This window comes from Streptosporangium sp. OZ121, assembly GCF_051918885.1.
GTDB lineage: Bacteria > Actinomycetota > Actinomycetes > Streptosporangiales > Streptosporangiaceae > Streptosporangium.
Map to the genome: position 1 here is coordinate 1 of NZ_JBPXMC010000054.1, position 20377 is coordinate 20377.

Below are 20377 nucleotides of genomic sequence, written 5' to 3' on the forward strand. Positions count from 1 at the left end.
TCGTCACCGGAGATCACCACGGCCTGAGGGCCGTTGACGGCGGCGATGCCGACGTCCTGGCGGCCCTCCAGCAGCGGAAGGATGTCCGCTTCGGGGGCGGCGACGGCCAGCATCGCCCCACCCTCCGGCAACGCCTGCATCAACCGGGCCCGAGCGGAGACCAGGGCGCACGCGTCGGGCAGTGAGAGCACGCCCGCCACGTGCGCGGCGGCGATCTCCCCCACCGAGTGACCCACCAGCACGTCCGGGGTCACCCCCAGCGAGGTGAGCAGCCGATACAGAGCCACCTCGAAGGCGAACAGCGCCGGCTGAGTCGTCCCCGTCTCGGCCAGCACCTCGTCCGGGCCCGAGAACATCGCCTCACGCACCGACCCCGGCAACAACGCACAGACCTCGTCCAAAACTTCGGCGAACACCGGGAACGCCGCCGCAAGATCACGGCCCATCCCCACCCGCTGGCTGCCCTGACCGGCGAACAACATCGCCACCCTGCCGCCCCCGGCCGCGGCACCCGGCGTCGCCGTACCGTCGGCCAGGGCACGCAGGCCCGCCACCAGCTCGACCTGATCGGCGCCGACCACCACCGCGCGCTGCTCCAGCAGCGCACGGGCCGAGACCAGCGCCTTGCCGACGGTGGTCGGCGAGACGTCGTCCTGTGATGCCCAGTCCGCGAGGCGGGCGGCCTGCGCCCGGAGAGCCTCGCCGTCGTTGGCGGAGATCAGCCACGGAACGACGGGCAGTTCGGCATCGTCGACCGGTGCGGTGGCGGCCGGGCTCTGCTCGATGATCACGTGTGCGTTGGTGCCGCTGACGCCGAAGGACGACACGCCCGCACGGCGCGGGCGGTCCTCGATATCCCACGAGCGGGCCTCGGTCAGCAGTTCGACGGCACCGGCCGTCCAGTCCACGTGCGGCGACGGCTCCTCGGCGTGCAGCGTCCGGGGCAGCACCCCGTGCCGCATCGCCATCACCATCTTGATGACGCCGCCGACACCGGCGGCGGCCTGGGTGTGGCCGATGTTCGACTTCAGCGACCCCAGCCACAGCGGCCGGTCCTCGGGCCGGTCCTGGCCGTACGTGGCCAGGATGGCCTGGGCCTCGATCGGGTCACCCAGCACCGTTCCCGTGCCATGCGCCTCGACCACATCGACATCCGCCGTCGACAGACCGGCGTTCGCCAGCGCCTGGCGGATCACCCGCTCCTGCGAAGGACCGTTCGGCGCGGTCAGGCCGTTGCTCGCGCCGTCCTGGTTGATCGCGCTGCCGCGCATGACGGCGAGGACCTGGTGACCGTTGCGACGGGCGTCCGAGAGCCGCTCGACGAGCAGCATGCCGACACCCTCGCCCCAACCTGTGCCGTCCGCCGACGCGGAGAACGCCTTGCACCGCCCGTCCACCGCGAGCCCGCGCTGCCGGGAGAACTCGATGAAGACGCTGGGCGTGGCCATGACGGTCACACCGCCGGCCAGCGCCAGGTCGCACTCGCCCGAACGCAGGGACTGCGCGGCCAGGTGCAGCGCGACCAGCGACGACGAGCACGCCGTGTCGACCGTGACCGCGGGGCCCTCCAGCCCGAAGGTGTAGGCGACCCGGCCCGAGGCGATGCTGCCCGCGCTGCCGTTGAGGACGAAACCCTCGAAGCCCTCGGGCGCGTGCGGCAGGCGGCCGCCGTAGTCGTGGTACATCACCCCGGCGAAGACGCCCGTACGGCTGCCGCGCATCGCCTTCGGGCTGATCCCCGCCCGTTCGATCGCCTCCCACGAGGTCTCCAGCAGCAGCCGCTGCTGCGGGTCCATCGCGGTGGCCTCGCGCGGCGAGATGCCGAACAGGGCGGCGTCGAACCGGTCGGCGTCGTGGAGGAAGCCGCCTTCGCGCGCGTAGCTCGTACCGGCGTGGGCGGGGTCGGGATCGTAGAGCCGCTCCAGGTCCCAGCCACGGTTGCCGGGGAAGGCGGTGATCGCGTCGTCGGCCCGGACGAGGAGTCGCCAGAGGTCGTCGGGAGAGACCACGTCGCCGGGGTAGCGGCAGGCCATGCCGACGATCGCGATCGGCTCGTTCGCAGGACCGGTGTGGGCGCTCACCTGGTCGGCGCGCGAGGCGCCGGTGAGCTGCTCGTGCAGGTGCTCGGCGAGCGCGTCCGTGGTGGGGAAGTTGAACAGCAGGGTGGCGGGCAGCCGCAGCCCGGTGGCGGCGTTGAGCCGGTTGCGCAACTCGACGGAGCTCAGCGAGTCGAAGCCGAGGTCCTTGAAGGCCGCCTCGGCGTCCACGGCGTTCGCGTCGGTGTGCCCCAGCACGAGCGCGATGTTCGTCCTGATGAGCGAGAGCAGCGCTCCCTTGTCGGCTCCCGCCCGCACGGGCTTGGCCGTCGCGGCCCGTCGCGCCTGGGACTTGACCAGCGCCCGGAAGACGGCGGGGATCTCGTCCTGGCGGCGCAACGTCGCGGTGTCGAGGCGGGCGAGGATCTGCACGCCCCTGTCGAGCGTGAGCGCCGCGTCCAGCAGGGACATGCCCTGGGCCGCCGGGAGCGGTGCGAGCCCGATCCTGCCGAGCCGGGCCACGTCGGCCTGGCTGAGCGCGCCCGCCATGCCGTTGTCGGTCTCCCACAGCCCCCAGGCCAGGGAGAGGGCGGGCAGCCCCCGCGCGCGGCGGTACGACGCCAGCGCGTCCAGGTAGGCGTTGGCCGCGGCGTAGTTCGCCTGGCCGGCGCTGCCGACGATGCCGGCGATGGAGGAGTACATCACGAAGAACGACAGGTCGAGCTCGCCGGTGAGCTCGTGCAGGTACCAGGCCGCGTCCGCCTTCGGCGCGAAGACCCGGTCGATCCGCTCCGGGGTCAGCGACGTCACGGCGCCGTCGTCGACGACTCCGGCCAGATGGACGACACCCGTCAGCGGCCGGTCGTCGGGAACGGCCGCCAGCAGGGCGGCGAGCTCGGCCCGATCGGACACGTCGCAGGCGGCGATCGTGACCTGCGCGCCGAGCGACGTGAGCTCGGCCAGCAGGGCGTCGGCTCCGGGCGCCGCCGGGCCGCGGCGACCGGCCAGCAGCAGGTGCCGGACCCCGTGCTCGGTGACGAGCCTGCGCGCGGCCAGGGTGGCGAGCTCGCCGGTGCCTCCGGTCAGCAGTACCGTGCCCGCCGGAATTCCGGACGAGCGCTCGATCGCCGGCGCGTTGACCAGCGGTACGATGCGCGGCACGCGGACCGTACCGGATCGCAGGGCCAGCTGCGGCTCGCCGGAAGCGCAGGCGCGAAGCAGCGCGGCTTCCGAGTCAGGGTGTCCGTCGGTGTCCACGAGGACGAACCGTCCGGCGTGCTCGGACTGGACGGACCGGATCAGGCCCCAGATGGGGGCTGTGGACAGATCGGGCACCTCTCCCTCGTCCGCGCCGACCGCACCGCTGGTCACCACCACCAGTTGCGACCGCGCCGACCGCTCGTCCGCGAGCCATCCCTGGACGAGCGCCAGCACCTCGTACGTCCGCTCGCGGCCCGTACCGGCCGGGACGCGCACGAGGACCTGCTCCGCGCCGACCGCGTCCTCCAGAGAGGAGAGGTCGTGGAGTTCCACCACCCGTCCGGGCTCCGCGCCACCGGCTCGTACGCTCACCCAGTCCAGCACGTACGGCGTGCGCTCCGGAGACAGCGCTGTCGCCACGGGCCTGACCACCAGGGAGTCCACCGTGAGGATCGGCACGCCGGTGTGGTCGGCGACGCTCAGAGAGATCTCGCCCGGCCCCTTGGCGGTGGTCCGCACCCGCGCCATGGTCCCGCCCGCCGCGTGCGCCGAGACGCCGGACCAGGCGAAGGGCAGGAACGGGTGGCCGGGCTCGCTGGGCGGCAGGAGATCGCCGAGCGTGATGGAGTGCAGTACCGCGTCGAGGAGGGCGGGGTGGAACCCGAACCGCTCCGCGCCTGCCTGTACGTGGTCGGGCAGGACGATCTCGGCGTAGACGTCGCCGTCCCGCTGCCAGGCGCTCACCAGACCCTGGAAGGCGCTGCCGTATTCCAGGCCCGTGACGGCCAGGTTGTCGTAGAGGTCGTCGATGTCGACGGGCTGCGCGCCCGGCGGTGGCCACTGTGCAAGGTCGAAGCCGGGTGCGGCTGCGGCGGGACCGAGCGTCCCCTCGGCGTGCCGCTGCCAGGTGGTCGTGCCTTCGGGCCTGGAGTACAGGGCCAGGCCGCGCCGGCCGCTGCCGTCGGGGGCGTCGATGACGACCTGAAGCTGGACGGGGTGGTCGTGCGTGAGGACGAGGGGGGCCTGCAGGGCCAGCTCGGAGACCGTCTCGCAGTCCTCGATCTCGGCCGCGGCACGCAGCGCTATCTCAAGGAAGCCCGTGCCGGGAAGGATGGCCGTGCCGTTGACCGCGTGGTCGGCGAGCCAGGGCAGCGTGGTGAGGGAGAGCCGCCCGGTGAGCGTGAGACTGTCGCCGTCGGGGGCCGGGACGGTGGCGCTGAGTATCGGGTGGTCGATGGCGCTGAGCCCGGCCGCTGCCACATCGCTGCCGGATCTGCCTGATTCCAGCCAGTAGCGCTGGTGCTGGAAGGCGTACGTCGGCAGGTCGATCTGCCGTGCCGGGGTGAGGATCGCTCGCCAGTCGACCCCCACACCGTGAGCGTGCAGCCGACCCAGCGCCTCGACCAGCGCCCGGACCTCGTCCCGGTCCTTGCGCGCGGTCGCGACGAACACCCCGTCCTCGACACTCTGCTGAGCCAGGCCGGTCAGCACCCCATCCGGGCCTACCTCCACGAACACACCCGCCTGGCAGGCAGCCACCCCATCGGCGAAGCGCACCGCCTCCCGCACGTGCCGCACCCAGTACGCCGGATCGGTCAACAGCCCCGGCTCGGCGAGCTGGCCCGTCACGTTGGAGACGACCGGGATGCTCGGCTCGGCGAAGGTCAGAGCGGAGACGACCTGCTCGAATTCGGCGAGCATCGGCTCCATCAACGGCGAATGGAAGGCATGCGAGACCCGCAGCCTGCGCGTCCGGGCACTCACCAGGCCCGCGATCTCCTCCACCGCGCTCTCGTCACCGGAGATCACCACGGCCTGAGGGCCGTTGACGGCGGCGATGCCGACGTCCTGGCGCCCCTCCAGCAAGGGAAGGACCTCCGCCTCGGGAGCGGCGACGGCCAGCATCGCCCCACCCTCCGGCAACGCCTGCATCAACCGGGCCCGAGCGGAGACGAGAGCACACGCATCGGGCAGCGAGAGCACCCCGGCCACGTGAGCGGCGGCGATCTCCCCCACCGAGTGACCCACCAGAACATCCGGGGTCACCCCCAGCGAGGTGAGCAGCCGATACAGAGCCACCTCGAAGGCGAACAGCGCCGGCTGGGTCGTCCCGGTCTCACCGAGCACACCATCGGGGTCGGAGAACATCGCCTCACGCACCGAGCCGGGCAGCAGCGCGCAGATCTCGTCCAGGGCATCCGCGAACACCGGGAACGCCGCCGCGAGTTCACGGCCCATCCCCACCCGCTGGCTGCCCTGACCGGCGAACAACATCGCCACCCTGCCGCCACCGGCCGCCGCACCGGGCGTCGTCGTACCGTCGGCCAGGGCACGCAGGCCCGTCACCAGCTCATCCCGATCCGCGCCGACCACCACCGCGCGCTGCTCCAGCAGCGCCCGGCCCGTCGCCAGCGTCCAGGCCGCATCGGCCGGGTTCAGCTCCGGCCGCTCCTCCACCCACGACGCGAGCCGGGAAGCCTGTCCTCGCAGCGCCTCGGGAGTCTTGGCCGAGACCAGCCACGGCGTCACCGGCAACTCGACGGCACCGGCCTCGACCTCGGCCTCCGCCGGACCCTGCTCGATGATCACATGCGCGTTCGTCCCGCTGACGCCGAAGGACGACACCGCCGCCCGGCGCGGACGATCCTTCACATCCCACACACGCGCCTCGGTCAGCAGCTCGACGGCACCCGCCGACCAGTCCACGTGCGGCGAGGGCTCCTCGGCGTGCAGGGTCTGCGGCATGACGCCGTTGCGCAGCGCCATCACCATCTTGATCACACCACCGACACCGGCGGCCGCCTGCGCGTGACCGATGTTCGACTTCAACGAACCCAGCCACAGCGGCCGACCCTCCGGACGGTCCTGGCCGTACGTGGCGATAAGCGCCTGCGCCTCGATCGGGTCGCCCAGCACCGTTCCGGTACCGTGCGCCTCGACCACATCGACATCCGCCGTCGACAGGCCCGCGTTGGCCAGTGCCTGGCGGATCACCCGCTGCTGCGCCGGGCCGTTGGGGGCGGTCAGGCCGTTGCTCGCACCGTCCTGGTTGATCGCGCTGCCGCGCACCACGGCGAGCACCCGGTGGCCGTTGCGGCGCGCGTCCGAGAGCCGCTCGACCAGCAGAACGCCGACGCCCTCGGCCCAGCCGGTGCCGTCGGCCTCCGCGGAGAACGCCTTGCACCGCCCGTCCGCCGACAGGCCACGCTGGCGGGAGAACTCCACGAACGTGCCGGGTGAAGCCATCACCATCACGCCGCCCGCGAGCGCCAGATCGCACTCACCCGTGCGCAGCGCCTGCGTGGCCAGGTGCAGCGCCACCAGCGACGACGAGCACGCCGTGTCGACCGTGACCGCCGGACCCTCCAGGCCCAGGGTGTACGACACCCGGCCGGAGGCGACGCTGGCCAGGCCGCCGGTGAGAAGGTATCCCTCCACGGACTCCGCGCCCTCGAAGCGCCGCGGCCCGTACTCCATGGGGGCGATGCCGGTGAACACTCCGGTCTGGCTTCCCCGCAGCTCCGCCGCGTCGATGTCGGCGTGCTCGATCGCCTCCCACGACGCCTCCAGCAGCAGCCGCTGCTGCGGGTCCATCGCGAGCGCCTCGCGCGGCGAGATACCGAAGAAGCCCGCGTCGAACTCGGCCGCGTCGTAGAGGAACCCGCCGTACCGGGTGGAGGAGGTGCCCCGGTCGTCCGGGTCGCCGGAGAACAGCCGGTCCAGGTCCCAGCCGCGGTCGGTGGGGAACTCGCCGACCACGTCGGAACCGGCGGCCACCAGGTCCCACAGGCCCTCGGGCGAGGTCACACCGCCGGGGAACCGGCAGGCCATCCCCACGATCGCGATCGGCTCGTCGTATCCGGCCGTCCGGACCACCGAGGACGCCGAGGACGCCGAGGTGGTGTCGCCGAGCAGTGCCGTCCGCAGGTACTCCGTCAGCACCGTCGGTGACGGGTAGTCGAACAGCAGCGAGCTCGGCAGCCGCAGGCCGGTGGCCGCGTTGAGCCTGTTCCTGAGCTCGACCGCGGTCAGCGAGTCGAAGCCCGCGTCCTTGAACGCGCCCGTCGCGCTGATCACGTGCGGTGTCACGTGTCCGAGCACCAGGGCCGCCTGGCCGCGGACCAGGTCGAGGAGTGTGCGTTCCTGCTCCTCCGTGCTCATCTCACGCAGGAGTTGCCCGAGTGCCACGTCGCCGGACGCACCGGCCGCGCGGCGCTCGATCGGCTTGCGCAGCAGGGCGCGCAGCATCGCGGGCGCCGGGTCGGCGACCTTCGCGAGGCTCAGCCGCGCGGGAAGCGCCGTCTCCGCCGACGCGGCGAGCGCCGCGTCGAAGAGCGCGAGCGCCTGGTCCGGCGGCAGCGGGGCGACGCCCAGCCGTGCCCACCGCGCCAGGTCGGCCGTGGCGAGCGTCGCCCCCATGCCGCCGAACTCCGAGGAGTTGTCCCACAGGCCCCACGCGAGCGCCGTCGCGGGCAGGCCGAGCGTACGGCGGTGCCGGGCCAGACCGTCCAGGAACGCGTTGGCCGCGGCGTAGTTGGCCTGGCCCGCGCTGCCCAGCGTGCCCGCGCACGACGAGAACAGCACGAACGCCGACAGGTCGCGGTCGCGGGTCAGCTCGTGCAGGAGCCAGGCGGCCTCGGCCTTGGTCCGCCACACGGCGTCGAGCCGTTCCGGGCTCAGGGCCGAGACGACGCCGTCGTCCAGGACGCCGGCGATGTGCACGACCCCGGTCAGCTCCCGGCAGGAGTCGACGAGCGCGGCCAGCGCGTCGCGGTCGGACAGGTCGCACGCGGTCAGCTCGACCCGTGCGCCGAGCGCGGCCAGCTCCGCCGCCAGCTCGACGGCTCCGGCCGCCCGCGGGTCGCGGGTGGGCAGCACGAGGTCGCGTACGCCGTGCGCGGTGACGAGGTGCCGGGTGACCACTCGCCCCAGCCCGCCCGTGCCGCCGGTGACCAGAACGGTGCCGCCGGGTGTCCACGGCGCCTCCCCCGGCGGCAGGTCGCGCTTGGCCAGCCGGGGGACGAAGATCCTTCCTTCTCGTACCGCCAGCTGCGGCTCGTCGTAGGCGAGGGCGGCGGCGAAGAGGTCCTGCGCGGTGCCGTCGTGGTCGAGCAGCACGAACCGGCCGGGGTACTCGGTCTGCGCGGACCGCACCAGACCCCAGACGGCCGTCGCGGCCAGGTCGGTCTCCTCGCCGGTGGCGCCCCTGGTGAGGATCACCAGTCGCGAGGACGAGGGGTGGTCACCGGCGAGCCGGTCCTGGACGGCGGAGAGCACGCGCAGCACGGCTTCACGTGCCCGCGCCGTCTCGTCCCGCTCGTCCTCGTCCACCCAGTCCAGGAACACGTCATCGGAGGCGGGGGCGCCGCCGGTGGCCGGAACCGGGACCCAGTCGACCGCGAACAGCCCGACGTGTTCCGTGGGCACGCCGCCGGGACCGCCGGCCTCCAGCCAGTACCGCTCGCGCTGGAAGGCGTAGGTGGGCAGCTCGACGCCACGGGCCGCGGCCGGGACCGCGGCGAAGTAGGTGTCCCAGTCGACGGTGGTGCCGCAGGCGTGGAGCCGGCCGAGGGCCTGCACGAAGGTGCGGATCTCCTCGCGTTCCTTGCGCGCGGCCGCGACGAACACGCCGTCGGCGAGCGTCTGCTGGGCCAGGCCGGTCAGGATGCCCTCGGGGCCGACCTCCAGGAAGACGCTCGCCTCGGTGGCGCTGATCGCGTCGGCGAAGCGGACCGGCCGCCGCACGTGCTCGACCCAGTACCGGGCGTCGGTGAGCTGCCCGGGGGCCGCGAGGTCGCCGGTGACGGCGGAGACGACCGGGATGCGGGGCTCGTGGTAGGTGACGGTGGCCGCGATCCGCCCGAACTCGGCCAGCATCGGCTCCATCAGCGGCGAGTGGGAGGCGTGCGAGACCCGCAGCCGGCGCGTGCGCACGGTGACCCGCTGGGCGATCTCCTCGACCACGGCCGCGACACCGGAGATCACCACCGAGGTGGGCGCGTTGACGGCCGCGATGGCGACCTGGTCCTCGCGTCCCTCGATGAACGGCAGCACGTGGGCCTCCGACGCGGCGATCGCGAGCATCGCCCCGCCCGGGGGAAGCGCCTGCATCAGCCTGGCCCGTGCCGCGACCAGCGTGCAGGCGTCGGCCAGGGAGAAGACTCCCGCGACGTGGGCGGCGGCGATCTCGCCGACGGAGTGGCCGGTCACGACGTCCGGGGTGACACCCAGGGAGCCCAGCAGGCGGGAGAGCGCGACCTCGAAGGCGAAGAGGGCGGGCTGGGTCATCAGCGTCTCGTCGAGCACGCCGCCGGGGTCGGCGAACATCGTCTCGCGGAGCGGGTACGGCAACTGCCCGTCCAGCAGGGCGCAGATCTCCTCCAGCGCCTCGGCGAACACCGGGAAGGCGGCGGCCAGGTCGCGGCCCATGCCCAGCCGCTGGCTGCCCTGCCCGGTGAACAGCAGGGCCAGCCTGCCGCCGTGGCCGCTGCCGGTCACCACGTCGGGTGCCGCCGTACGCCCGGCCAGTGCCCGAAGGCCCGCCAGCAGTTCCTCGCGGTCGGCGCCGACGACCACCGCGCGCTGTTCCAACAGCGCGCGGTCACCGGCCAGGGCGGCGCCGGTCGCGGCGATCGGCGTGTCCGGCGTCATCCACGACGCGAGCCGCCCGGCCTGTGCCCGCAGCGCCTCCGGGCTCTTCGCGGAGATCAGCCAGGGCGTGACGGGCAGCTCGACGGCGCCGGTCTCGGCCTCGGCCTCCGCGGGACCCTGCTCGATGATCACGTGCGCGTTGGTGCCGCTGATGCCGAAGGAGGAGATCGCCGCGCGGCGCGGACGGTCCTCGACGTCCCACGGGCGGGCCTCGGTCAGCAGCTCGACGGCGCCCGTCGACCAATCAACGTGCGGCGACGGCTCCTCGACGTGCAGCGTGCGCGGCAGCGTGCCGTGCCGCATCGCCATCACCATCTTGATCACACCGCCGACACCGGCGGCGGCCTGCGCGTGACCGATGTTCGACTTCAGCGACCCCAGCCACAGCGGCCGGTCCTCGGGCCGGTCCTGGCCGTACGTGGCCAGGATGGCCTGGGCCTCGATCGGGTCGCCCAGCATGGTCCCGGTGCCGTGGGCCTCGACCGCGTCGACGTCGGCCGCCGACAGGTTCGCGTTGGCCAGGGCCTGGCGGATCAGGCGCTGCTGGGAGGGGCCGTTGGGGGCGGTGAGGCCGTTGCTCGCGCCGTCCTGGTTGATCGCGCTGCCGCGCATGACGGCGAGGACCCGGTGGCCGTTGCGTTCGGCGTCCGAGAGCCGCTCGACGAGCAGCATGCCGAGACCCTCGGCCCAGCCGGTGCCGTCGGCCTCCGCGGAGAACGCCTTGCAGCGCCCGTCCGCCGACAGGCCACGCTGGCGGGAGAACTCCACGAACATGCCGGGCGAGGCCATCACGGTCGCGCCGCCCGCGAGAGCGAGGTCGCAGTCGCCCGACCGCAGCGACTGCGCGGCCAGGTGCAGCGCCACCAGCGACGACGAGCACGCCGTGTCCACCGTGACCGCCGGGCCCTCGAAGCCGAACGAGAACGCCACGCGCCCGGAGATCACGCTGCTGGTGGTCCCGGTCAGGACGTAGCCCTCGGCGTTCCCGGTGGCCTCGTGCAACCTGGGACCGTAGTCCTGGGCCGTCGCGCCGGCGAACACCCCGGTACGGCTCCCGCGCAACCGGCCGGGGTCGATCCCGGCCCGCTCGATCGCCTCCCACGAGGTCTCCAGCAGCAGCCGCTGCTGCGGGTCCATGGCCAGCGCCTCGCGCGGCGAGATGCCGAAGAAGCCGGGATCGAACTCCGCGGCCTCGTACAGGAATCCGCCGTGCCGGGCGTAGGACGTGCCGCTGTTGTCGGGGTCCGGGTCGTACAGCCCGCCCAGATCCCAGCCGCGATCGACGGGGAACTCCCCGATCGCGTCCCCCTCCGAGATCACCAGCTTCCACAGGTCGTCGGGGGAGACCACTCCGCCGGGGAACCGGCAGGCCATGCCGACGATCGCGATCGGCTCGTCGTGGCCGACGGCCCGTTCCACGGCCGGCACCGGCGCGGAGTCCGCGGAGTCACCCGTCAGCTCCGCGCGCAGGAACGCGGCGAGCGCGGCCGGCGTGGGGTAGTCGAACAGCAGCGAGGTCGGCAGCATCAGGCCGGTGGCGGTGTTGAGCCTGTTCCTGAGCTCGACCGCGCTGTAGGAGTCGAATCCGAGCGCCTTGAAGGCGGTGCCGGCGTCCACGGTCGCGGTGGTGGCGTGGCCGAGCACGAGCGCGACGCAGGTCCGTACGAGGTCGAGGAGCACCTGCTCCCGCTCCGGTCCGGCCAGCCCGGCCAGGCGGCCGGTGAGCGGCCGGGTGTCGTCGGATCCGGCGGCGGGCGCCTGCGGGGCGGTGTCGGTGAGCCAGTGGCGCGTGCGCTGGAAGGCGTAGGTGGGCAGCGGGACGCGCCGGGCGCCGGGGAACAGCGCCTCCGCGTTCACCTCGGCGCCACCGGCCTGCAGCGCGGCGAGCGCGAGGCCCGCGGTGAGAGGCTCCGGCCGTCCGTCCCGCAGCGTGGTGACGAACAGCGCGCCGGCGTCCGGCGGCAGGCACTGCTGCCCCATCGCGGACAGGACGGCGCCCGGACCGATCTCCACGAACGTGCTCACGCCCGCGGCCGCCAGGGCGCGGATGCCGTCGCCGAACCGCACGGCCTCGCGCACGTGCCTGACCCAGTGGTCGGGCGAGCACAGTTCCCGGGCGGACGCGGTGGCGCCGGTGAGGTTGGACACGATCGGGATGACCGGTTCGTGGTAGGTGAGCGACTCGGCCACCCGCCGGAACTCGGCCAGCATCGGATCCATCAGCGGCGAGTGGAAGGCGTGGCTGACGCGCAGGCGACGGACCTTGCGACCGCGCTCGCGCATCTCCTCGGCGATCTCGGCGACGCGGCTCTCCGCGCCGGAGACGACCACGGACTCCGGCCCGTTGATCGCGGCGATGCTCGCCGAGGCGTCGAGCAGGGGGAGGATCTCCTCCTCCGTGGCCTGGACGGCGACCATCATGCCGCCGGACGGCAGGTCCTGCATCAGTTTGCCGCGCGCCGAGACCAGGGCGCAGGCGTCCTCCAGCGACAGCACGCCGGCGATGTGCGCGGCGGCGATCTCGCCGATGGAGTGGCCGATGAGCCGGTCGGGGCGGATGCCCCAGTGCTCGTACAGCCGGGTGAGGGCGACCTCGAAGGCGAAGAGGGCGGGCTGGGTCGTCCCCGTCTCGTGGAGCCGCTCGCCGGGGTCGGTGAACATCGCTTCGAGCAGGTCGCCCTCGAAACAGGCGGCGATCTCGTCGAGGGCCCGCGCGAAGACGGGGTACGTGCCGTACAGCTCGCGTCCCATGCCGCGGCGCTGGCTGCCCTGCCCCGCGTAGAGGAAGGCGATCTCGCCGGTGCGCGGCCGGCCCGTCACGATCTCGGCGGCGAGCTCGCCGCGGGACAGCTGCCCGAGTACGTCGGCCAGGCGCTCCGGCTCGTCCAGAACGACGCTCGCCCGGAACGGGAACGCCGTGCGCGTCGTGGCCAGCGAGTAGGCGACGTCCACGGGATCGGCGCCGGGGGTGGCGAGCAGGTGCTCGCGCAGCCGTGCGGCCTGGCCGCGCAGCGCGGCCTCGCTCTGCCCGGACAGCGGCACGATCAGCGGCCCGGCGGGCTGCGCGGACGGCTCGGACGGCACAGACGGCACAGGTGACGCGGACGAAGCAGGCGGCGTGGACGACTCGGACGGCGCGGGCGGCGCGGGCGGCGCGGACAAGGCAGACGGCTCGGACGGCGCGGGTTCCTCCCGCGGGTACTCCGCGAGGACCATGTGGCAGTTGGCGCCGCCCATGCCGAACGAGCTGACCCCGGCCACCAGCGGCACGTCGGCGCGCGGCCAGGGGCTCAGCGCCGTGTTGACCCGGAGATTGAGCTCGTCGAGGGGGATCCGCGGGTTGGGCGTCTCGAAGTTCAGCGACGCGGGCAGCTCGCGGTGGCTGATGGCCAGCGCGGTCTTCAGGAGGCCGACGATCCCCGCGGCCCCTTCGAGGTGGCCGACGTTGGTCTTGGCCGAGCCGACGAGCAGCGGCGCGCCCGGCTCCCTCGCGGCGCCGATGGCGGTGCCGAGCGCGCGTGCCTCGACGGGGTCGCCGACCCGGGTGCCCGTGCCGTGCAGCTCGACGAACTGGACGTCGGCGGCGCTCACCCCGGCACGCTCGCAGGCCAGGCGGATTACCTCCTCCTGGGCATGCTGGTCGGGAACGGTGAGGCCCTCGCCCCCGCCGTCGTTGTTGACCGCGCTGCCCGCGATCACGCAGTACACCCGGTCGCCGTCGGCGAGCGCGCGGGACAGCGGCTTGAGCACGACGATCCCGCCGCCCTCGCCGCGCACGTAGCCGTTGGCGCGCGCGTCGAAGGTGAAGCACCTGCCGTCGGGGGACAGGGCGCCGAACCTGGCGGCGGCCAGCGTGCTGTCGGGGGTGATGTTGAGGTTGACGCCGCCGACGATGGCGAGTCCCGACTCGCCGTTCCGCAGGCTCTCGCACGCCAGGTGCACGGCGGTCAGCGAGGCCGACTGCGCCGAGTCGACGGTCAGGCTGGGGCCCTGCAGCCCGAGGGTGTAGGAGATCCGGTTCGCGAGCAGGGCGCGGCTGAGGCCGGTCAGGCTGTGGCGGGACACGTTGCCCTGGAGCAGCTGGGCGTAGTCGCCGGCCATGGCGCCGATGTAGACGCTCGTGCCGGTGTCGCGCAGGCTCTCCGGGACGATGCCCGCGTCCTCGAGCGCCTCCCAGCTCAGCTCGAGGACCAGCCGCTGCTGGGGGTCCATCATCGCGGCCTCGTTCGGCGCGATGCCGAAGAACTCGGCGTCGAACTCGGCGATTCCGTCGATGAAACCGCCGCGCATCGAGCTGGTCTCCGGCGAGTTCCACCGGCCGTCCGGCACCTCGGTGATGGCGTCACGGCCATCGCGAAGAAGGCGCCAGAAGGATTCGGGATCGGGGGCGTGGGGAAGGCGACAGGATATGCCGACGATCGCCACCGCGTCGTCGGAAAAAGTACGGGAGGAGAGTTCGAATTGCATTGAACCTATCCAGATTCCGACGGAGTGATCAGCTGATGACGTCGTACATCCCGAATCCGGTGGCGACGGTTACCGGCTCCTGGAAAAGCTCCAGCGGAGAGTCGGGACTGAACTTCCCGCTGTGCCGATAGGCGGCGAGCGTGCCGTCCTGGTGCAGCCCGAGCAGGTCGGGGTGCCCGTCCATGTCGATGTCGGTGAGCGCCATGAGGCGCATGTCCTGCCAGCCGCAGGCGACGGTGTGCCAGGTGCCCCCGGTCGCCGTGCCCGGCCTGCCGTCGAACTCGTAGAGGGCGAGGTCGCCGTTGGCCCGCCGGATCAGCAGGTCGAGGTTGCCGTTGCCGGTGAAGTCGGCCATCGCGACGGGGAGGTCGTCGACGTCGATCTCGGTGAGCCGCACCGGATCCTTGTCGTAGGTCTCGTTGCGGAGAACACCCAGGTCGCGGTGAGGGAACACGTCCACGTTGCCGGCGTCCTTGCCCCGGCCGAACGTGTCGTCCGTGCCGGTGCCCGTCACGTCGGCGAACCCGATCGTCTCCCACTGCCGGCCGTCGTCGCGCCTGCCGGACACCCGGATCGGCTCGTCGAACGGGCCGATCTCACCCGGGGCGCCGAGGTTCCGCAGCAGGAAGAAGCCGTGCTCGCCGTTCTCGCCCGGGTTGATGTCGAACTCGTGGGCGCTGAACGCGCAGATGTCCGCCTGCCCGTTCCCTGTGGCGTCGATCGCGCGGACGAAGAAGAAACGCCACCACCCGAAACCCTCGCCGATACTGACCGGCTCATCGAATGTGGCGGTGCCGTTGAATTCGCCGCTGTGCGGATAGACGAAGAGCTCGCCCGTTTCCGTGTTTCGTACGAGCAGGTCCGGCCGCCCGTCTCCGCGGAAGGACCGGCACTGACCGTTCGCGAAATTCGGTGCCATTCTTGTAGCTCCTCCCGCCGGGTTTACCGAACTTCAGTATTCGCGAGGCGGGAGAAAGCGGGTAACCCCTAAGGGCCACTAAAAGCGCTGGTAGGACCATCATTAGGGGGCGGGAACACGGCGACGCCCGGCGGGCCTGGGCGACCGCCGGGCGTCGGGCGCCAAGCATCGGATGTCGGTGTCGAACGTCAGGTGTCGGTGTCGAGCGCCGGACGCCCGGCGCCGGTGCCGAACGTCAGGCGTCGGGTATCGGCACCGCTGCCGTCAGGCGTCCCGCGAGCGGAACACCGCGAAGGCCACGATCAGCAGGACGGCGGTGAAGGCGGCCATCAGGCCGAGCCCCGTCCAGGGTGCCAGCCGTTCCGCGTTGTGGACGGTGGTGGTGACCCGGAGGCCGGCCGCGATCGGCCAGTACGTGCTCACCCAGTTTCCGACGGCGTCGGGCATGAGCCTGGGCCCGATGATGGGGATGATGAAGTTGACGGCCACCACCACGGTCGTGGCGGCCATCGTGTCGCGCAGCAGGCAGCCGAGTGCCACGCCGGTGAGCCCCACCAGGGCCCAGATCAGCCCCATGCCGACGACGGCGCGCAGGACGCCCGGCTGGCCGAGCGCCGCGGCCGGGGCTCCGGCGGCGCCGATCACGGTCTGGCCGACGAGGAACGCGCCGAAGGCGGCGATCTCCCCCATCACCAGGGCGATCAGGCCGAACGTCCAGATCTTGGCGGCGAGCAGCCGTCCTCGCCGCGGGACCACGGTCAGGCTCGTGCGGATCATCCCGGTGGCGTACTCGGAGGACACCACCAGCACGCCGAGCGCGCCCACGGCGATCTGGACGAACAGGAACCCGCCGTACATGCTGATATAGGTCGGGTCGAACGCCGCTCCCGCCTCCCGGTAGCCCCTGGCCGCCCCGTTGGCGGTGAGCGCGCCCGCGCCCACCATGACGGCGACGGTCGTCAGCAGGATGGGGACGTTGGATGGGATCGTCCGGAACTTGGTCCATTCCGACCGCATCGTGTCCGCGATGGCGCTCATGCCGCGCTCGCCTGGAACTCGACGCTGTCGCGGGTCAGATCCATGTAAGCCTGCTCCAATGAGCGTTGTGGTGTCAGCTCCGTCAGCACGACCCCGGCGGCCAGCGCGGCCTCGCCGATGCGCCTCGCCTCCAGCCCGGTGACGATGAAGGAGCCGTCGGTCCCTTCCTGGACGGAGCCGCCCGCCTCCACCAGGTGGGGGACGAGCCGGTCCTTGTCGTCCGTCCGCACCAGCACGTTGGAGCCCTGCCGGACGAACTCACCGATCCCGATGTCCGCGATCAGCCTCCCCCTGCCGATGACGAGGAGATGGTCGGCGGTCTGCGCCATCTCGCTCATCAGGTGGCTGGAGACCAGGACGGTGCGCCCCTCCCCGGCCAGCCCGCGCATCAGCTCGCGGATCCACTTGATGCCCTCGGGATCCAGGCCGTTGACCGGTTCGTCGAACAGCAGCACCTTCGGGTCGCCGAGGAGCGCCACCGCGATCCCGAGCCGCTGGCCCATGCCCAGGGAGAAGGATCCGGCCCGTTTGCGCGCCACCGATTCCAGCCCGACCAGCTCCAGCACCTCGTCCACCCGGTTGCCCGGGATGCCGTTGGTCTGGGCGAGACAGAGCAGGTGGTTGCGCGCCGTACGGCCCTTGTGCAGCGCGCGGGCGTCCAGCAGCGCGCCCACCTCACGCATGGGCCTGGCCACGCCCACGTAGCCGTGGCCGTTCACCGTCACGCTCCCGGCGTTCGGGGCGTCGAGGCCGAGGATCATTCTCATGGTCGTCGACTTGCCCGCTCCGTTCGGGCCGAGGAAGCCGGTGACCCGGCCGGGCTCGACGGTGAACGTCAGGTCGTCCACGGCTGTCCTGTCGCCGAAGCGCTTCGTCAGTCCGTCTATCTGGATCACGTTCCCGTGCCTCTCGTGCGTGTTTGCCGATCAAGAGGTTCCCGCCCCGTCCGGCCCGTACGCGGGCACGGCGAGGGCATCGAGCATAGGGCGGAACTTGAGCCTGGTCTCCTGGAGCTCCACATCCGGGTCGGAGCCCGCCACGATCCCGCACCCCGCGTAGAGGGTGGCGGTCCCCTCGTACAGGTGGGCGGAGCGGAGGGCGACGGCGAAGTCCCCCTCCTGGTCGGCGTTCATCCAGCCGACCGGGCCCGCGTACCAGCCGCGGTCGAAGGGCTCGGTCGCGGCGATCCAGTCGAGCGTTCCCTTCCGGGGGTGGCCGCCGACGGCCGGGGTGGGGTGCAGCCGCTCGACGAGGTCGAGCACGCTGGTGTTCTCCGGGTCGGCGATCTCGCCCTCGATGCGGCTGTGCAGGTGGCGCAGGTTCGGCAGGTCGAGCACGTGCGGCTCGGCGGGCACCGAGACCTCCCGGCACACCTGCTCGAAGGCGTGGCGGAGCATCTCGGTGACGACCTGCTGCTCGCGCCGGCACTTGTCGTCCTCCAGCAGGGCGGCGCGCAGCCGCGCGTCCTCGGCCGGGGTGGCGCCGCGCGGCATGGACGCGGCCAGGCTCATCGACCGGGCCCGTCCCGCGTGCAGGCTGACCAGCCGTTCCGGGGTGGCGCCGACGAAGGCGTGCCCGTCGGCCGCGACGGCGAAGACGGTGGTCCCGGACCGCGTGCCGAGCAGGGACCCCAGCACGGACGGCACGTCGTAGGGACAGGGCGAGCTCACGCGCAGCTGGCGGGCGAGGACCGCCTTGTCGAACCTGCCGCGGCCGATCTGGTCCGCCGCCCGCGCGACCAGCGCCTTCCACTCGGCGGCGGGCGGGATCTCCGTGACGGTCGTCCCGGCGAGGTGGGGGCTGGGGCACGGGCGCCCGCCCGCGGCGGAGAGCAGGCCGCAGGCCTGGGCGATCACCCCCACCACGTCGTCCTGCACGGGGTCGCCGGGATCGACGCTCACGCTGAGCGCGAGCGTGGTCCGCCCGTCCCGGTCCCGGGCGACCAGGATCCGGGGCACCCACATCAGCGCCTCCGGGAGCGGTCCGGGCCGCGGGGCGAAGGCGAAGCCGCCGACCAGCGACGGCGTGGCGCGCGGGCCCGGCCCGCCGGTCACCGCGTTCTGAACGGTTCTCTCCCAGCTCGTCCGGATGCCGGCGAAGCGGCCCGCGCCGCGTTCGACGAAGTCGGCCGCGCTGCCCATCGCGATCACGCTCGACTCCGGCGACATCCAGACGAACGCCCGCCTCGTCCGCGCGAACACCGGCACGAGGAGCCCGGCCGGATCGACGGGGTCGATCTCCTGGCGCCAGGTCGCGAGGGTCCTGCTCGCGTTGTTGCGCGCCTCGGCTGTCGCCTTCGCGTGCACTTCCAGGAATCCGGCCAGGTCGATGTCCGGCAGGCGCGGGCCGATGCCCGGCGGGTACGGATCGGTGTTCGGCGTGCGCTGGTCGATGTCAGGCAGGTGCGGATCGATGTCTGGCTGGTGCATGGAGAATCGTCCTCTGTTAACCGAACATGCCCACGAGCTGCTTCTTGCTGACCTTGCCGAGCGGCGTGACGGGGAGCGCCTCGACGATCTCCAGGCGGTCGGGGAACTTGAAGGCCGCGACGCCGCGCCCGCGCAGGAACGCGGTGAGCTCCACCAGCGTCGGAGGCGTGCCGCGGGGGACGACGCAGGCGCAGCTCCGCTCGCCGAGGATCTCGTCGGGCAGGCCCACGAAGGCGACCTCGCGGACGTTCGGATGGGCGAGGAGGTGGTTCTCCACCTCCTCCGCCGCGATCTTGTCGCCGCCCCGGTTGATCTGGTCCTTCACCCTGCCCTCGAAGATCACGTGCCCGGTCGGCAGCAGCCGCACCAGGTCGCCGCTCCGGTAGAAGCCGTCCGCGGTGAACGACCGCGCGTTGTGCTCGGGCGCCCGGTAGTAGCCGCGGGTGGTGTACGGCCCGCGCGCCAGCAGCTGGCCCACCTCTCCGGGGGCGACGTCGTTGTCGTCCTCGTCCACCACCCTCACCTCGTCGTCCGGGGAGACGGGCAACCCCTGGCTGACCAGGACCACGTCCGCCGGATCGTCCGGCCGGTGGAAGCCGCACAGGCCCTCCGCCATGCCGAATGCCTGCTGGAGCCGGCAGCCGAGGGCGGGCTCCACCCGGCGGGCCAGCTCGGGCTGCAGCTTCGTGCCGCCGATGGTCACGCGGCGCAGGCTGGAGATGTCGTGCTCGCCCCACTCGGCGGCCTCCATCCAGAGCAGGGCCGCGCCGGGAATGAGGCCGGTCTCGGTCACCCGCTCGCGCTCGATGATCGGGAAGGCCTCGTCCGGGCTGGGGCCCGGTGCCAGCACGAGTGTCCCGCCCGCGTGGAAGGTGGCCAGCAGCCCGTGGGTCAGCGGCCAGTTGTGGCTCAGCGGCAGGTTCACCAGATGGACGGTGTTCTCGTCGTAGCCGCAGGCCTCGGCGACCGCGCGCCCGCTGTAGCTCCATTCCTGGTGGGCGCGCGGTACGAGCTTGGGGACGCCGGTCGTGCCGCCGGACAGCAGGAAGAGCGCCACCCCCGCCGGGTCGGGGCGGGGCAGGTCGGGCAGGCGCTCGCCCCGTACGTCGCCCAGCGCCACGAAGCCGGCCGAGTTACCCGGGTCACCCGCGCCACCCGGGTCGCCCGCGACGAGGACGTGCTTGACGGTGGGCACGCGGGCGACGATCTCGGCGGCCAGCTCCCGGTAGTCGAACCCGAGATGCGTGTCCGCGATGACATAGGCGACCGCCTCGGTGAACTCGCAGAAGTAGGTGATCTCGCTGCTGCGGTGCGCGGGCAGCGCCAGGACCGGCTGGGCGCCGATCCTGAACAGCGCGAAGAAGAGCGTCACCAGCTCCGGCAGGTTGGGCAGCTGCACGACGACGCGGTCTCCGGCGCCGATGCCGAGCTCGTGCAGCCCGGCCGCCATCAGGTCGGCGCGCGAGTCCAGCTCGGCGTAGGTCCACCGGTGCGGGCCCGCCACGAGGGCGGTTCTCCCCGGGTGGGAGCGGGCCAGCCGGCGCAGGAACTCGCCGAGGTTCTCATCGGTCCAGTGGCCCGCCGCCCGGTAGCGTTCCGCGAACTCCTCGGGCCAGGGGGTGAATCCTTCGAGCACG

General features: G+C 72.7%; 6 protein-coding genes. All 6 read right to left on the reverse strand.

What is annotated here, in order from left to right; all coding sequences use genetic code 11:
* Positions 1-14354: SDR family NAD(P)-dependent oxidoreductase (locus tag ACTOQ1_RS42025; RefSeq protein WP_440074065.1), on the reverse strand; the 14354-nt coding region annotated here is incomplete at its 3' end.
* Positions 14355-14382: 28 nt separating this feature from the next.
* Positions 14383-15273 (reverse strand): FG-GAP repeat domain-containing protein, encoded by an 891-nt coding sequence (locus ACTOQ1_RS42030; RefSeq protein ID WP_440074066.1) that lies wholly within the window; start codon positions 15271-15273, stop codon positions 14383-14385.
* Positions 15274-15537: 264 nt separating this feature from the next.
* Positions 15538-16311 (reverse strand): ABC transporter permease subunit, encoded by a 774-nt coding sequence (locus ACTOQ1_RS42035; RefSeq protein ID WP_440074068.1) that lies wholly within the window; start codon positions 16309-16311, stop codon positions 15538-15540.
* Positions 16308-17207 carry an ABC transporter ATP-binding protein gene (locus tag ACTOQ1_RS42040; RefSeq protein WP_440074070.1) on the reverse strand — a complete coding sequence of 300 codons (900 nt, stop codon included), beginning with the start codon at positions 17205-17207 and terminating at the stop codon, positions 16308-16310. Before ACTOQ1_RS42040 ends, ACTOQ1_RS42035 begins: the two co-directional genes overlap by 4 nt.
* Before the next feature lie 30 nt (positions 17208-17237).
* Positions 17238-18740: an isochorismate synthase gene (locus ACTOQ1_RS42045; protein WP_440074072.1), complete on the reverse strand. Its 1503-nt coding sequence runs from the start codon at positions 18738-18740 to the stop codon at positions 17238-17240.
* Between the two features lie 16 nt (positions 18741-18756).
* Positions 18757-20376: a (2,3-dihydroxybenzoyl)adenylate synthase gene (locus ACTOQ1_RS42050; RefSeq protein WP_440074073.1), complete on the reverse strand. Its 1620-nt coding sequence runs from the start codon at positions 20374-20376 to the stop codon at positions 18757-18759.
* Position 20377: the final 1 nt, after the last annotated feature.

Coding starts and splice junctions, on each gene's coding strand:
- ACTOQ1_RS42030 (WP_440074066.1), bottom strand. CDS start 15,273: ATGGCACCGAATTTCGCGAACGGTCAGTGCCGGTCCTTCCGCGGAGAC.
- ACTOQ1_RS42035 (WP_440074068.1), bottom strand. CDS start 16,311: ATGAGCGCCATCGCGGACACGATGCGGTCGGAATGGACCAAGTTCCGG.
- ACTOQ1_RS42045 (WP_440074072.1), bottom strand. CDS start 18,740: ATGCACCAGCCAGACATCGATCCGCACCTGCCTGACATCGACCAGCGC.